Origin of the sequence: Streptomyces sp. NBC_00669 (assembly GCF_036226785.1) — a bacterium.
In the GTDB taxonomy this organism is placed as follows: domain Bacteria; phylum Actinomycetota; class Actinomycetes; order Streptomycetales; family Streptomycetaceae; genus Actinacidiphila.
In genome coordinates this window covers 597,951-613,351 of sequence record NZ_CP109018.1, presented here as the reverse complement: position 1 = coordinate 613,351, position 15,401 = coordinate 597,951, and the positions used below count along the sequence as shown (strand labels likewise).

The window sequence follows — 15,401 nt, the reverse complement described above, 5'->3', positions numbered from 1 at the left end:
CGCCGGGCGGGGCGGAACTTGGGTGCTCAGCACGCATGTCCGTGCCGCGGGCCGCTGCGATCGTCGATCTCGGTCGCGCCGGTCCGGCGCCGGTCCGGTACCCGGCCGGAACCGACGTGCCGCGCCGCGACCCACCCGCACGAACGGACGTCGCCGGGTTCACGCGACGAGGGAGGAGGGCCTGGTGCCGACAGTCGACGAGAACGGGCGGAAGCTCCTCGCCCCCGCCCGCCCGGCACCGACCGCCGGCCGGTCGAGCGGTGGTCTGCCGAGTCGTGCCCTGCCGAGCGGTGCCCTGCCGGTTCGTCGAAGGCCGCCGGTCGCTGGACGGCCGCTGCTTGCCGAACGGCCACTGGTCCTCGAACGGCCACTGGTCCTCGAACGGCCGCCGGTTCTCGAACGGCCTCTGGCGACCGGGCAGTTGACGGTGCCGGCCCGGGTCGGCACCGCTCCGCGGCCCGCTGACGCGCGGTACGGGGCGCCGCTCCTTCGCGCCGCGCCGGAAAGCGTCACGTCCGCCCTTCCCCTGGAGGAACAGCCATGAGCCTCCCCCCGTTCGCGCGTCGCCTCCTTCCGGCCCGGCGGGTCCCGCTGCGCGTCCAGCTGACCAGGACCGAGTGCGGCGCCGCGTGCCTGGCGATGGTGCTCAGCTTCCACGGCCGGCGGACGTCGGTGCCCGAGAGCCGCGCCCGCCTGGAGATGGGGCGCGACGGGGTCTCCGCCGGCGAGATCGCGCGCGCCGCCGAGACGTTCGGGCTGCGGGTGACGGTGGACACCTCCGACGACGCGTGGGCGCGACCGCAGAGCGGGCCGACGATCGCGTACCTGTCCCGCCACCACTTCGTCGTGGTGGCCAAGGTGTCGCGCTCGCACGTCTGGATCGCCGACCCCGGCGCCGGGCGGCGCCGGCTGCCCCGCGCCGAGTTCGCCGAGGGCTACGGCGGAGTGCTGCTCCGCTTCGTACCGGGCCCGGACTTCGCCCACCGCCGGTCGGCGGTCCGGGACCTGCCGATGGTGCGCTACCTGCGGCAGTTCGTCGCCATGCCGGGCGGGCGGCGCCGGCTCGCGCTCGCCGCGCTGCTCGCCGCCGGCCTGCAGGGGCTGGGGCTGGCCGCGCCGATGGCGACCAGGGCCATCGTGGACTCGGTCATCCCCGGCCACCGCGTGGGCTCGCTCGGCTTCTTCTTCGTGGCCGCGGTGGGCGTCGCGCTGCTGTGCGGGGTGCTCGCCGCGGCCCGCGGCCTGGCGATGCTCGCCCTGCGGGTGCGCGGGGACCAGCGGCTGAGCCGGGAGTTCGTGACGCATCTGTTCGCCCTGCCGCTCGGCTTCTTCGGCGACCGGGGCCGGGGCGACCTGCTGATGCGCCTGGCGAGCGTGTCGTCGACCCGGGAGGCGCTGACCCAGCAACTGCTCACCACCGTCCTCGACGGCTGCCTGCTCTCCGGGTACGTCATCGGCCTGCTGGTGACCGCGCCGCTGTTCGCCGTGGCCGTGGTCCCGCTGTTCGTGCTCCAACTCGCCGTCGTCACGGGCAGCTACCGCAAGACGCGGATTCTCGCGCAGCGGGAGCTGGCGGCCAAGACCGAGGAGCAGGGCTACCTCGTGGAGGCCCTCGAAGCGATCAGCGCGCTGAAGGCCAACGGCGTGGAGCGGCGTGCCACCGCCCGCTGGGAGCGGCTGTTCACGACGTACCAGACGGCCAGCGCGCACCGCGGCCGATGGACCGCCTGGCTGACCGGCGCCCAGAAGGGCCTGAGCATGTTCGGGCCGCTGGCGCTGCTCTGGCTGGGGGCGTGGCTGGTGCTCACCCACCGGATGAGCGTCGGCACCATGCTCGCCGACAACGCGATCGCGCTGTCCGTCCTCAGCCCCATCGAGACGTTCGCCAACTCCGGCCAGATGTACCAGGGCATCAGGGCGCAGGTCGAGCGGGTCTTCGACGTCCTGGACGCCCCGCGCGAGCGGTCCGGCACCGTCCGGCTGCCCGCGGCGGCGTCCTCGGCCATCTCCCTGAGCGATGTCGCGTTCCGCTACCCGGGAGGCCGCCGCCCGACGCTGGAGGGCATCACCTTCACCGTCGCCGCCGGGCGGAAGACGGCGATCGTCGGCCGGACCGGCTCGGGCAAGAGCACGCTCGGCGGGCTGCTGCTCGGCCTGCACCTGCCCGAGTGCGGCGAGATCCGGCACGACGGTGTCGCGCTGGTCGACCTGGACCTGCCGGACCTGCGTGCGCACTGCGGCGCCGTCCTGCAGGACCTGACCCTGTTCGACGGTTCGATCCGGGACAACCTGGTGCTCAGCAGACCGGACGCCGGACTCGACGAGATCGTCAGGGCGGCGCGGCTGGCCGGGCTGCACGACGACGTCGCCGCCCTGCCGATGGGCTACGACACGGCGGTGGGCGAGGGCGGCACCGGGCTGTCGGCGGGCCAGCGCCAGCGGGTCGCGCTCGCCCGCGCGCTGATCCACCGGCCGCGGCTGCTGCTGCTCGACGAGGCGACCAGCCACCTCGACCCCGAGACCGAGCGCCGGGTCGACGCGGCGCTCAGCGAACTGTCCATCACCCGCGTCGTCATCTCGCACCGGATCAACGCGGTCCGCAACGCCGACCAGATCATCGCGCTGGAGCGCGGCCGGATCGTCCAGCGCGGCGACCACCGCCGGCTGATCGCGCAACCGGGCGTCTACCGGGATCTGTTCGGCCACGACGAGGCGGCCGGCGCGGACCCAGGCCCGCACCCTGACCTTGCGGTGCCCGCGGGCGGTGCGGCCCCCGGCTTAGTGGCGCCAACGCCTGGTGCGGCTCCTGACCTGGCCGCGCCCGCTGCTGGTACGGCCCTCGACTTGGCCGCGCCCGCTGCTGGTGCGGCCCCCGATCTGGCGGCGCCCGCCGCCGACCGCCGCGTGGAGGTCACCTCATGAGCATCGACGTGTTCACCTTCGCCGATCCCGACTTCTACCTGCCGCCGTCCGCGGTCGCGGACCGCGCGCCCCACCTGCGGCCGGGGACCGTACCGCCGGACTGGACCGCCGCCAGGACCGGGTGGTGGACCCAGTGGACGTCCGACGGCGGGCGGCGGTTCGAGGCGAGCGACCTGCGCGTCCACGCCTCCGCGCACCCCGATCAGCTCCAGCCGGTGCTGGACGCCTTCGCCGCGGCCTGCTTCGCGCGCGGCATCCCCTTCCGGCACGTCGCGAACCGTAGCGTCCACCGTCATCTGAACCACCCGCGCGGCTCGCGGGCGCAGGCGGGCAGGTTCTGTGTCGCCGCCCCCGCCGACGCGGCCGCCTCGGAGGACCTGCTGCGGGCGCTGCGCACGGCGGCCGTCTTCGAGGCCGGGCCGGCGGGGGCGGCCGAGGCGCAGCACCAGGGCCCGTCGTTCGTACGGTCCGGCCGCGTCCCCTCCCCGGCCGCGTCCGCGATCCGCCCGGACGGCACGCGGGCCACCGAGGACTACCTGATGGACGGCCCCGCGCCCACCCCCGTGCCGCCCGAGGGCTTCGAGGTACGGCGGCTCAAGGCGGCCTCCACCGCCGGATACTCCTACACGGCGCGCAACGTGCTCGACGGCTCCGAGATCTTCGTCAAGCAGGCGTTCCCGCACGCCGGGCCGACCGAGAACGGGGGCACGGCGACCGATCGGCTGCGTGCGGAGTGGCGGGCCCTGACCCTGATCCACAAGGAGGCGCCCGGCCTGTGCCCGCGCCCGCTGGTCTTCGTCGCGGGGCGTCAATACCCCTACCTGCTAGCCGAGTTGGTGGAGGGGGTGCCGCTGACCTCCTGGGTGGTCGCGAACAGCCCGCTGGCCGACCCGGCCGCGTCGGCGGCCGACTGGGCGCGCTACCACCGGCGGGCCGCCGACCTGATGGCCCGGATCGAGCGCGACCTGCACCGCCTGTGGCTCCTCGGCCGGCCGGTGGACCGCGTCGAGGCGCGCGACGTCCTCGTCGATGGTGACGACGGCATCCGGTTGACCGGCGGTTTCGTCGGCGCGGGCATCGGCAGCGGCCCGGACGCCGATAGCGATAGCGATAGCGACGCCGGTGCCGGTTCCGGTTCCGGTTCCGCCCGACGGGGGAGCACGGACGGTCCGGCCGCGACCGCCGCCCGCCTGGGGCTGCTCCTGCTGACGCCGCTGGCGCCCTCGGCCGAGCGGAACCCGGGCGCCTTGGCACACCTCCTGCGCGACCTCACCGAACGCGGCCCGGTGCCGCCGGAGCTGTGGCGCCGGGCGACCCGCTCGGCCGGATCGTCCGTGACCGCGGCGGCCACCGCCGCGCTCCCCACCCCCGAACAGGTCGACGCCGACGAGCGCAAGGCCCTCACCGAGCTGCGCGACCGCGTCGCGGCGGGCATCGTGGACGCGGCGGCCGACCGTCCCTGGGGTGTCTTCCCCACCGTCCCGCAGGGCTACGAGACCAACACGCTCGGCGTGGCCTACGGCACCGCCGGCGTGGTGCACGCCCTGCGTAAGTCCGGGGTGGACGTCCCCGACCGGATCACCCGGCGGCTGCGGGAGGACGCGCTGGCGCAGGCCGACTCCCTTCCGCCCGGGCTCTGTTCGGGCCTGGCCGGCATCGCCTGGGTGCTGGCCGACCTTGGGTACCTCGACGAGGCGGGCGCCCTGCTCGGCGCGGCGGACCGCCATCCGCTGACCCGCGACTCGGCCACCCTCGCGTGGGGCGCCGCGGGCGTCGCCATGGCGCACCTGGCCCTGTACGGGCACAGCCGCGACGAGCACCACCTCGACCGGGCCCTGGAGTTGACCAGCCTGCCCGAGCGGCCGGCCGCGCTGAGCGCACGGCTCGGCCCGCACGACATGACCGGCCTGTGCTACGGACGCACCGGGATCGCCCACGCGCTCCAGCAGGTGGCGGCCGTCACCGGCGAGGACCGCCTGCGGCGTGACGGCGTACGGCTGCTGCACGCGGAACTCGACCGAGCCCGGGAGTCGGGGACCGGCGAACTCGTCTTCCCGGTCTCCGCGAAGGACCGCAGGGGCATGTACTACCTGCACTGCGGCACCGCCGGCTTCCTCACCGTGGCCGCCCGCCACCTGGCCGCCGCACCGGACGAGCGGCTGGCGCTGGCCGTACCGAAGCTCGTGGCGAAGTCGTCGATCACGTACGTGGCGCACGCCGGGCTCTTCCAGGGGCTGGCAGGACTGGGGTTCGCCCTGGCCGAGTGCGGCCGACTGCTCGACGACGAGCGGGCGCGGGCCGCCTCGTGGAAGTCGGCGCGCACCCTGTTCGCCCACGCGCGGCCCAGCGGCGACGGCGTCCGCTTCCTCGGGGACCTGCGGCTGCGCCACAGCTGCGAGCTGTGGAGCGGCGCGTCCGGTGTCCTGCTCTTCCTCTCGCACCTGCTCGACCAGCGCCCCGACCCGCTCTTCAGCGTCGACTCCCTCGCGCGCGGCGCCGGTTCACCGTCCCCCGCCCGCCGCGCCGGCCGCCCGGCCCCCGCCGCCCGCCGCGCCGTCACGCCGGCCCCGGCGCGCACCCCCCAGATGTCCGCCCGTCACCCGACGGCGCGGAGACCGTGAAGACCCGACAGATCAGGAGAGACCCATGAGCCAGGTGCTGGACCTCCAGGAGATGGAAATCCCGGCCCCCGACCAGCAGCAGGAGGTAGAGGGCAGCTACTTCATCTGCAGCGACGCCAGCTGGTTCCTCTGCGCGTGAGGCACTGCGCGTGAGGCACTGCCGGGGCGGCGCGTCCGTGACACGCGTCGCCCCGGCCCCCCGCGGGGCGGCCGGCCGCCCCGGCCCCCCGCGGGGCGGCCCCCTGCTCACCCACGTCCGGGAAACGCGAGGCAGCGATGATCGAACAGACCTATGCGATGGCCGACCCCGACTACTACCGGCCCGTCGAGACGCTCGCGGACCGCGGCCGGGAGTACGCTCCGTCGAAGGTCCCGGACGGCTGGCAGTCCTTCGACCACTACCTGTGGCGGTCCTGGGGGCGCAAGGGCCGGCCGATGCCCGACCAGGGCTGGAAGGTGCACGTCTCGGCCCGCGCCGACCGGATCGCCGACGTCCTCGACGTGGTCGCCGACGAGTGCTTCGCGCGCGGTATCCCCTTCAAGCACGTCGCGGCGACGCGTTTCGTGCTGCTGCTCCAGCACAAGCACGCCTCCCGCACGCAGAGCGGCAAACTCGTGGTCGCCTACCCGGCCGACGAACGGGCCGCCCGGACGCTGATGAGCGCGCTCGCCGCGCGACTGGAGTCCGAGCAGGGGCAGTTCATCCTCACCGACCGCCGCTTCGGCGACTCCCAGGTGGTCCACTACCGCTACGGCTCCTTCACGCCCCGGCGCCGGCTCCAGCCGGACGGCACCGGCACGCCGGTGCTGCGGGACGGTCGCGGCCGGATCGTCACCGACCGCCGCGAGCCGAGGTTCCACCTGCCCGAGGGGATCACCGACCCGTTCGCGCCGGACAGCGCGCCCGACGACACGGGGACCGACTTCCACGGCTTCGCCTTCGACCACGCCGTCCGGCACAGCAACGGCGGCGGGACCTACGCCGGCCGCGAACTCGCCACCGGCCGGAAGGTCTTCATCAAGGAGGCCCGCGACCACACCGGGCTCTCCTGGGACGGCCTGACCGCCGTCGAGCGCACCCGCCGCGAGTGGGACACCCTGCGGGCGCTGCACGACGCGCACCCCGGGATCTGCCCCGAGCCGATCGCGTACTTCCGCGAGTGGGAACACGAGTTCCTGGTCACCGAGTTCATCGAGGGCATGACGCTCAACTCCTGGGTGGTCGCCCGCAGCCCGGTGACCCAGGTGGAGGCGCGGCGGCCGGACTTCGACCGGTACACCGCCGACTGCCAGGCGGTCGTCGCGTCGCTCGCGGAGCAGGTGCGGGTCCTGCACGCGCTGGGGTACCTCTTCGGTGACGTCAGCCCCGGCAACGTCCTGGTCGGCGACGGCGACCAGCCGCGCCTGGTGGACTTCGAGGCGGCGCGCGGGCTGCGGGACAAGGGCGTCTCGGTGGCCACCGACGGGTACGCGCCCCCCGCCCACCTGGTGCGGGACGACCCGGCGGTCCAGGACGACTACGGCATCTCGGCGCTGGTCCGGCTGATGCTCGGCCCGACCTTCGCCACGGCCGACCGCTACCCCCGCTCGCTGGAGCACCTGCGGGCCGACCTCCAGGACCGGATGGCCGTGCCCCCGGCGCTGTGGGAGCGCGCGGTCCGCTACCACCCGGCCGACGGCCCGGAACTGCTGCCGGGCCCGCGGGAGGTGGCGGCCGACCCGGTACGCCACCTCCGCGACCTGCGCGACAAGGTCGCGGACGCCCTGACCTCGATGGCCGACCCGGACCGCGCGGACACCCTCTTCCCGACCATCCCCGACGGGTACGCCAGCAACACCGTGTGCGTCGCCTACGGTTCCGCGGGCGTCCTGCACGCGCTGCGGCACAGCGGCGTCATCGTGCACGAGGACCTCGTCGCACGCTTCCGCCGCGACGCGCTGGCCATCGCCGGGAGCCTGCCGCCGGGGCTGCACGTCGGGCTGGCCGGCGTCGCCTGGGTGCTGGCCGACCACGGGTACCTCGACGAGGCGCGCGACCTGCTCGCCGCCGCGACCGAGCACCCGCTGACCGGCCGGCGGGCCGGCTTCGCCGAAGGCGCGGCCGGGGTGGCGATGACGCACCTGTCGCTCTTCGAGCACACCGGCGACCACCGGCACGTCGACACCGCCGAGCGCCTGCTGTCCGCACTGCCGGCGGACGGGGAACTGGCCGGACTGCTGGCGCCCGACGACCCGACCGGATGGCTGCACGGCAGGTGCGGCATCGCCTGGGCGCTCCACCCGCTCGCCGCGGTCACCGGGGACACCGGCCATCTCGACCGCGGGGTGCGGCTGCTGCACCACGAGTTGGACCGGGCGATGCCCGCCGGCTCGGCGTCGCCGCACTTCCCGCTCTCCGCCACCGACCGCCGGTCGATGCCGTACCTGTTCAGCGGCACCGCCGGAATCCTGCGCGCGGTCTGCCGCTACACCACCGTCTGCGACGACGAGCGCCTCGCCGCCGTCGAGAGCGACCTCCTGCCGCGGCTGCGCACCACCTACACGGTCATGCCGGGCCTGTACCAGGGCCTGGCCGGGCTGGGCTTCGCGCTCGCCGACCACGCGGCCGTCAGCGGCGACGAGGCGTCCGCCCGCTCGGCGCTGCGCACCGCCCGGGCCCTGTTCAAGTACGCCGTCCCCGGCGCCACCGGCGTCAGGTTCCACGGCGAGAAGCTCAAGCGGTTCAGCGCGGACCTGTGGAGCGGCGGCGCGGGCGTCCTGCTCTTCCTCGACCAGGTGCTCGGCGCGGGCCAGGACCGGCTGTTCAGCCTCGACCGGCTGAGCGCGCGCCACCGCGCGGCCGCTACGGCACCGGCCGCCACCGACGCCCGCGCCGACGACGGCACGGGACACCACCGACCCGACCTCTCCCACGGAAAGAGCGGACCATGGACCAAGTGATCGCCTTGCAGAGCCTCCCCGACGCACCCCGGCACGACCCCGCCCCCGAGAACGGGGAGATCGCGATCTCCGAGCTGAGTTTCGCGATCTGCGGACCGTTCCCCAGCGAGTTCAGCCTCAGCGTCTGCATCTGAGCCCCCGCCCGCCGTTATGCCCGCGCCCGGGCCCGCCCCCGTTCCGGCCGCGCCCGGGCCCGCGCCCCCACCGCGGGCCCGGCCGGACGGCCGGCGGAACCTGTGCGGCACCGGAGGCTCGGCCACTTGGCGGGTGGACCTCGTTCGCGTGAATCGGGGGGCCGGATCGCTTGAGGATCGGCGGGGGAGCGTAATTCTCCTGGGAACGCAACCCCCGGACGTTCGTCCGCCGACCGGAAGGCGCCCCCGTGCGTATTCTCCGTCCCGCCACGGGCGCTGCCGCGCTCGTGCTCGCCGCCTGCACCACGCTCACCGCCACGTCGGCGGCCCACGCCACCGCGGTCGACCTGGCCTGCACGAGCACCATCGCCCCGCAGTACACCCCCGGGCTGACCCTCACCCCCGCGGCCGTCACCCTGAACGGGCCCGGCACCCTGGACAACTGCGTCGGGAAGCCGGGAGTGACCTCCGGGACCATCGCCGCCCAGGGCTCCAGCGACTCCTTCTCCTGCACCGCCGGGAGCCTGAAGGTCGAGGGCGACATCAGCTGGAACGACAAGACCACCTCGCACTTCACCTTCACGGCGCTGCGCGTGCTCCAGACCAACGGCTCCCTGGTCAGCGTGAACAGCGGCACCATCACCTCGGGCCCCTTCACCGGGGACACCATCACCGCCTCGTACACCCTCAGCAACCTCCCCTCGGCCTGCGCGCTCCCGGGCGGGGTGACCACCGCGACCGGCACCGGCGTGTACACGCTGTCGAACTGACCCCCGAGGTAATTCCGACAGCCACGGGACTTTTGACGCCGCGGATGTTGACGCTGTCGGCGACAGTTGAGGGGCCGCCGGTGGCGGGCCGCGGGAGGGGCGGTTCGGCAGGCATCGAGGGCTGATCCGGAAGCATGGGTCCGGCGAGGGTGTGCCGCCGTGGTGGCTGCGGTTGCGGCGTACGTGTCGTACGAGCACCAGCGGGCGTTCGCCCAGCGTGGCGGGGCGGATCGGATGGGCGCGTCGTCGTCGCCGTTGTCGGTCGACGACCTGCTGGTGCTGGCTACTATCGGACCACTGAAACCTTCTGCTCAGTGCGGTCGGCGAGCACGGCTCGCGGTTCGAGTGTCCTTGTGCGTTGGGTCGTACGCAGACGGGTGCGGACCTCGACCGTGCCGCTGGCATCGACAACTACAGCCGGGCTGTCCTGGCCCAGTGACGCCGCACCGGCCGCGTCCCGAATGGCCCCGAGCCGGGGCGCAGGCACCCCGGCTGACGGGGGGAGAGCGCCTGTGTTCCCCCGCTTCCGCGAAACCGTCCAACCTTGTGCACGGCGGAACACCCCCGCGCTGGCGGGACGGACCCCCCAGTTGGTACCTATGCGGCGTGCAGCGTCGGAACACCCCCGCGCTGGCGGGGCGGACACTTGCTGACCTGGGGCTCAGACGGGGCTTTGCAATTGCTTTGCTCTGCTGCTGGGCTGTGGTGCGGTCATGGCAGCACGCTACAACGCTGAGCGGTCGCGGGTAGGCGTTGTCTCGGGTCCGGCGAGGATCGGCTGTTGCAAAAACGCGCGGGTTTGCCGTGGTTGGCTGCCCGCCGTCGATGGGGTGGATTGCAACGGGGCAGGCAGGCGCAGACTCACTCACGCGGATCGGTCACGGCCCCAGGACTGCTTCGCGCGCGGCGCGGGACCAGATGGACTGCTGCCGGGTGGTGAAGCCCATGCGGTTCCAGTGAAAGAGGACATGGCGGGCGAGGACACCGCGGAGGCCGAGAGCCAGTTGGCCCTCGCCCGCAGCGTTCGCGAGGGCTGCGCCACTTCGTTGCAGAGCATCGAGCCAGGTCCGTATCGATGTGAGGGGGCCGTGGGTCAGTAGAGGGTCGGCGTCGGTGAGGAGAAGGCGGCGCAATGGTGTGCGCATGTTCTCGATGCCGTCCAGGGGCACGTTCGCCGTCAAGGGCCGGTGTTGTTCGACCTGTGCCCAGACGTCGCCTTGTTCGCCGAACTCCAGGCGGGCGGCGCGCATCAAGAGCGTCATGGCCAGGAGCGAGGTGGTCTTGGCGTCAGGCAGTCCCGGTTGCCCTTGGGCGGTGCGGTGTTCGTAGTCGAGGATGCCGGCGCTGTCGACGTGGAACAGGTCGTGGGCCAGCGCCATGCCGGCCGGGCCGCCGAAGGCGGTGGTCTCCGGCTCGTACGGTCCGTGGCGCCAGTTCTTGACCGCGCCTCGCGTGACGGCACGGTCGAGGGCTTTCGCGAGGTGGGTGGCGGCGTCCTCCGTTGCCGCGTCCGCGGCGGGGTGGACACGGAGGCGCCACTGGGGGTGCTTCCGCAGGAACCACCAGCTGCTGACGGGTGCTGTGGTCAGGGCGGGGAGGAGGTGGGCGTGGAAGGAGGCGGCAGCTGTGGGGTAGCGGGTGAACTGGATGTTCAGCTGGTGCCAGCCGCGGGGGTGGGTTTCCAGTGCTGCGCGGCCGGCGGCTCGGTAGCGCTCCAGGTTTTCCGCGAGGTGAGTGGTGGGGATGTCGGCGTGGCGGGCGGCGTCCTCGATCGGTGTCCCGGCGAGGACGGCCAGGACAGCTTCTTCGGCCTGGTCGACGTCACGAGCGGCGGCTGACTCTGTCATGACAGCAGGAGGCAGGCGTCCCACTGCCCTTGGAGCGGGGCGGTCGAGCCGCCGGGTTCGGCGTCCTGGAAGGCCAGGGCGGCTCCCGTTCTCCCTTCGAGGAACCCGCTGTCCTCGGGTGGGCCTGCGGTGAGGAACCTGTTGGCGAGCAGGCCGGTTCGGGCGGTGAACGCCGCGGGGTTGGCGGAGTCCTCGGCGACACGCAGCACCGTGCGCAGGATGCCGCCGTATCCGTGGCACAGGCCGCGGGTGGCGACGCGGTCGAGCGTGGTGGGGTCGGTGATGCAGTGGAGCAGGGCGCGTTCGGCCATCCGCTTGCGGTCGTGGTCTTCGGTGACGATGGCGGCGAGTTGCTGGGCGCGGGCCAGTCCGGGTGTGCCGTAGCACCAGGAGTGCGCGGCGTGGTGGGTTGGTGCGGGGCCGTGCTGGTTGATCCAGCGGGGCCAGTGGGTGCCCTGGTGGTCGTGGGTCCGTATTTCGTCGAGCCAGCGACAGATGCGCAGGATGGCGGTCTCGTGATGGTCGACGGTGGTCCCGGCGCGCAGGGCGAGGGCCAGGAGCGCGAGCGGGCCTGTGATGCCGTGGGCGAGGCCGGCGTTGGCGTGGCCGCCGGGCATGGTGGCCTGGTTGGTGGTCGGGGCGTGGCGGACCCACCACCCCGGTATCGGTGTGCCGTGGGCGGTGATCGGTTCGGTGAGGCGGACGAGGTAGTCCAGGACGGCTTTCGTCTCCGGGCCGCGGGGTTGTCGTTGCAGGAGCAGGGCGCCGATTCCGGTGAGGCCGCGGAAGAGGTCGTACTCGGCGAAGGTGGTGGCGCGGCCGGCATTGATGCGGGCGTGTGCGTCGGTGAGACGCCGGCGGGTGTGGGCGGCCACGATGCCGTCGAGCGTGTGGAGCGCTCCGGCGTACCGTTCGGTCCCGCCTGCGGCCTGGTGGAGGACGAAGGTCATGGCGGGGGCGCCGAGGTAGAGGCCGGCGTCCGGGCCTTCGATCAGGGGGCCGAGGCCGGACAGGGCGCGGTGTACGTTCTCCCAGGTCTCGGTGCCGCGCCGGGCCCGTTCGATGCTGAGCAGGGTGGTTCCGAGGGGGCCGTGGGCGAGGGACTGCCGGACCGATAAAGCACTTTCGGTGGGCGGGGCTGTGGTCACCACGGGGCTCCTTTGAGGCGGACGGTCCAGGACAGGGCCGCCGCGCGGGCGGTGCGGCGGCAGGTGGCTTCGCCCATGGGGGCAATACCCGCGGCGCGGTTGTGGTGCATGTGGAGGAGGGAGGGCAGCACGTCGGCCGGATCGGTTCCGGACGCGTCCAGTGCTTCGCGGTACTGAAGGAGTGCACGGCGTCGCGCTGTCCATGCCGGAGTGAGTTCCGGGTGGCCGGCATCGGGGCCTGCGAGCCGGACGGCGAGGGCCTGGGTGCGCCGGGGTGGGGCCTGGCCGTCGGTGCGCGGCAGGTTCCTGATCATCCAGCCGAGGCCGGCTTGCCGGGAGCCGAGCAGGCCGGTGGCGATGTCCACGAACGAGGCTGCTGCGGCGGCCGGTTGGTGGTCGGCGGGGTCGAGCAGCATCTGTGCGCGAGCGGCGGCGGAGTCGGCTGCGAAGTACGCCTCGGCGGCGTTCAGCGCGGCGCCGGTGCCGTAGCGGCCGGTCTCCGGTCGGTCGGTGTCCCAGGCGATGCGCTGGATCAAGCCCTCCTCAAGGGGCTCGGCTGCCCAGGCCGCCACGCGGTATGCTGCTGCGCCGAACCCTTCGGGGCCGGGAAGGAGCAGCCGCAGACGGACGTGCGGTTCGGGGTCTGCGTAGCGGACGAACCACGCGGCCGGGTCAGTCTCCCAGTCCGCGAGCAGGCCGGGCAGGTGCGTGGTCAGCAGTTCCGGGACGCGGGCCGGGTTGCCGTAGAGCTTGAGGAAGGCGCGGCCAGATCCGCCGGGTAGGCGTACGGCCCCGCGCTCCACCATGCGGTCGGCACGAAGCGCGGGAGCCGGGGCGGGTGGCTGGTCGGAGGCGCAGGGTAGGACCACTTCGTGGGTGTGGCCGATCCAGCCGAAGGCGCTTTCGTCCGGTGCCTCGTGCAGGACGACGGCGCGGTGGCGGTTCAGTTCGTGCCGCAGGAGATGGCGGTGGGCGGCCAGGTCGAGGTCGAGCCGGAGGAGTTGGTCACTGGAGCCGACGTAGACGGTGCGCGGGACGCCGTACTGGACGCGCCAGTTGGTGAACCTGAGAATCCATTCCTTCCCGTCGCCGAGGTCTTCCGCGCGCAGCCGCCAGCACGCGGCGGACAGGATGGTCCGGCCGTAGCGGACCTCGGGCAGGAAGGGCAGGCGGGCCGCGGCACCCCAGGCGAAGGGGATGAGGATCGCGGCGTGCGAACGGTGCACCTCGCACAGGAACCGCACCAGGGGATGCGTGGCGTGGCTCAACTCGACGGCGTTCATCACCGAGGGTTCGATGACGCGACCCGTGGACAGGGACACCAGGTACAGGCGGCGAGCGTCCGCGACGACACCGAGGTCGTTCAAGTCGAGGGTGGCGGCGGGGTTGTGCTCCCCGAGGGCCAGCACCTCGGGAGCGACCACGGGGGCCCGGGCGACGTTGTACGTCTGCTGCTTCATCGGGGGAGCGGAGATCTGGGCCCGGACCGCGCCGGCGGCCAGCGTCGGCAGGGACTCGTACACCCTGGTGTGTCGGGTCAGTTCGTCGGGCGGCAGCATCGACAGGAACCGTCCGGTGGTCGTGCCGGCGGCCGGCGACAGGCCCACGGTGGACAGTGCGAACCGGCCCTGGTCGACGTCGTCCAGGGAGCTGGCGCGTACGGTGAAGCACAGCTCGACGTGGGCGGGCAGCTGGGTCGGTTCGCCGGCGGACAGGGCCTGGATGTCCGCGTCGGTGAGCGTGACCTCGCGCCGGTCGGTGAGCGCCGCGTTCTGGGCGAGCGCGAGGAGGTGTTCGTCGCGCGGTGTCGTGGCGAGGACGGGTCGCGGCAGCACGCTGCCTCGGTAGCCGACGGGAAGACCGAGCCCGGTGTCCGGATCGGTGAGCTCCCGCAGCGGCACGACGGTGCCCACGCTGTACCGCTCCAGGAACCGCGCCCGGTAGTCCTTCCAGGCCGGTGAGCCGTTCGGATACGGCGTGATGCGCGCCATGGCCGTCAGCGCCTGCTCGGCCTCACGAGCGACCAGCTCCGGCAGCACGATCTCGGCATCGAGGCGGACGTTCACCGCCAGGGCGAGTTCCGCGGCCGGAGCGAGAGCCGTCATTGCCTCGGCGGCCTGTGCGCGCAGGGCAGGTTGGCTATCGGGGTCGGCTTCGTCGTGACTCTGGAGGGCGCGGTGGATCTGGCGCAGCAGCGTGACCGCAGGCAGGTCCTCTGCGGCCTGTTCGAGCTGGTGGATCAGGTGGCCGAGCCCGTCGCCCGTGGTCGTCGGCGGCTGGAGATCGGTCAGCAGAACACGGTGTCCGACCAGGCTGGTGACCATCGCGTCGATGGTGGCAGCGGGCGTGCTGGGGTAGCCCGCTCGGAGCTTGGCTGTGAGGTCGCGGACCCGGATCGGGGTGGCGGCCAACGTCAGCGCCTTCTCGGCGGCCGGGGTACGGCGCAGGCTGGTGCTGGTCGGGCCGTCGGTGCCCGGCTGGTAGGGGACCACGCTGCGCGGTCCATGTCGGGTCCGCCATGACCGTCAGGTGCGGCAGCACGGCTCGGTCGCGCTCCAGCGCCGTCATGATCTCGTGCAGCCACCTGGCGTCGACCCCGGCGAACGCCCGGTGCTCCCTTCCCCAACGGGCTTGAGCGCTTTGCCCACACCGCACCGTGGTGACCCCGGCGAACAGGCCGAACGGGGTGGCGCGATGCTGCATCCGCAACAGGTAGCGGGCCAAGGAGCGCGCGGTGCTCTCGACGCGCGGTGGGTGGGCGGTGCCGTTGAGCGTTTTGCGGACGGCCCGCGCGAGTGTGGGCGCGGCATGGGTGACGGCCTCGGCCCGAAGTGCGTCCGCCCAGACCTCCCCCATCCATTCGCGCAGTCGCGCGCGATCGGTGAAGTCCTCGGGCCAGGAGGGCACCGGAGCCGCTGTCGGGATGACGGATGCTCTGATGACGCCGGCGTCGAGCGCGTGGTACATCGTGCCTCCTTCCCTCTCGGGGTGCCCGGGGCCGAGCGGGCGGGTGCCGCTC

At 73.5% G+C, this 15,401-nt stretch carries 10 protein-coding genes and 1 pseudogene; 7 read left to right on the top strand and 4 right to left on the bottom strand.

All coding sequences use genetic code 11. The annotated features are described in order from the left end of the window. The first annotated feature begins 540 nt into the window (after positions 1 to 540). From OG896_RS02520 to OG896_RS02490, 7 genes are all read left to right on the top strand, one after another. Complete coding sequence (locus tag OG896_RS02520) at positions 541 to 2,922, top strand: peptidase domain-containing ABC transporter (protein WP_329361957.1); 2,382 nt, start codon at positions 541 to 543, stop codon at positions 2,920 to 2,922. Further along, on the top strand, positions 2,919 to 5,543 hold the full coding sequence (locus tag OG896_RS02515) for a lanthionine synthetase C family protein (protein WP_329361955.1): 2,625 nt from the start codon (positions 2,919 to 2,921) through the stop codon (positions 5,541 to 5,543). The genes OG896_RS02520 and OG896_RS02515 overlap by 4 nt, the downstream gene beginning before the upstream one ends. Positions 5,544 to 5,568: 25 nt before the next feature. Beyond that, positions 5,569 to 5,682, top strand: coding sequence for a SapB/AmfS family lanthipeptide (locus OG896_RS02510; RefSeq protein WP_329361953.1), 114 nt, complete (start codon positions 5,569 to 5,571; stop codon positions 5,680 to 5,682). A 137-nt stretch (positions 5,683 to 5,819) separates the two neighbouring features. After that, on the top strand, positions 5,820 to 8,483 hold the full coding sequence (gene lanKC / locus OG896_RS02505; RefSeq protein ID WP_329361951.1) for a class III lanthionine synthetase LanKC: 2,664 nt from the start codon (positions 5,820 to 5,822) through the stop codon (positions 8,481 to 8,483). Beyond that, a complete protein-coding gene (locus tag OG896_RS02500) occupies positions 8,471 to 8,617 on the top strand; it encodes a hypothetical protein (protein ID WP_329361949.1) in 147 nt (48 codons plus the stop codon). The genes lanKC and OG896_RS02500 overlap by 13 nt, the downstream gene beginning before the upstream one ends. Before the next feature lie 248 nt (positions 8,618 to 8,865). Then, entirely contained in the window at positions 8,866 to 9,387 is a 522-nt protein-coding gene (locus OG896_RS02495) for a hypothetical protein (RefSeq protein ID WP_329361947.1), read from the top strand. A gap of 159 nt (positions 9,388 to 9,546) precedes the next feature. Further along, a complete protein-coding gene (locus OG896_RS02490; RefSeq protein ID WP_329361945.1) occupies positions 9,547 to 10,137 on the top strand; it encodes a DUF2637 domain-containing protein in 591 nt (196 codons plus the stop codon). 128 nt (positions 10,138 to 10,265) lie between these two features. Here OG896_RS02490 and OG896_RS02485 read toward each other — a convergent pair whose 3' ends face one another. The 4 genes and pseudogenes from OG896_RS02485 to OG896_RS02470 all read right to left on the bottom strand — a co-directional run. After that, positions 10,266 to 11,234, bottom strand: coding sequence for a thiopeptide-type bacteriocin biosynthesis protein (locus OG896_RS02485; protein ID WP_329361943.1), 969 nt, complete (start codon positions 11,232 to 11,234; stop codon positions 10,266 to 10,268). Beyond that, a complete protein-coding gene (locus tag OG896_RS02480; protein ID WP_329361941.1) occupies positions 11,231 to 12,382 on the bottom strand; it encodes a lanthionine synthetase C family protein in 1,152 nt (383 codons plus the stop codon). Before OG896_RS02480 ends, OG896_RS02485 begins: the two co-directional genes overlap by 4 nt. Continuing rightward, complete coding sequence (locus tag OG896_RS02475) at positions 12,379 to 13,188, bottom strand: thiopeptide-type bacteriocin biosynthesis protein (protein ID WP_329373629.1); 810 nt, start codon at positions 13,186 to 13,188, stop codon at positions 12,379 to 12,381. The genes OG896_RS02480 and OG896_RS02475 overlap by 4 nt, the downstream gene beginning before the upstream one ends. Positions 13,189 to 13,398: 210 nt before the next feature. Beyond that, a pseudogene (locus OG896_RS02470) lies at positions 13,399 to 15,238 on the bottom strand (lantibiotic dehydratase family protein); the annotation flags it as partial. Positions 15,239 to 15,401 lie beyond the last annotated feature (163 nt).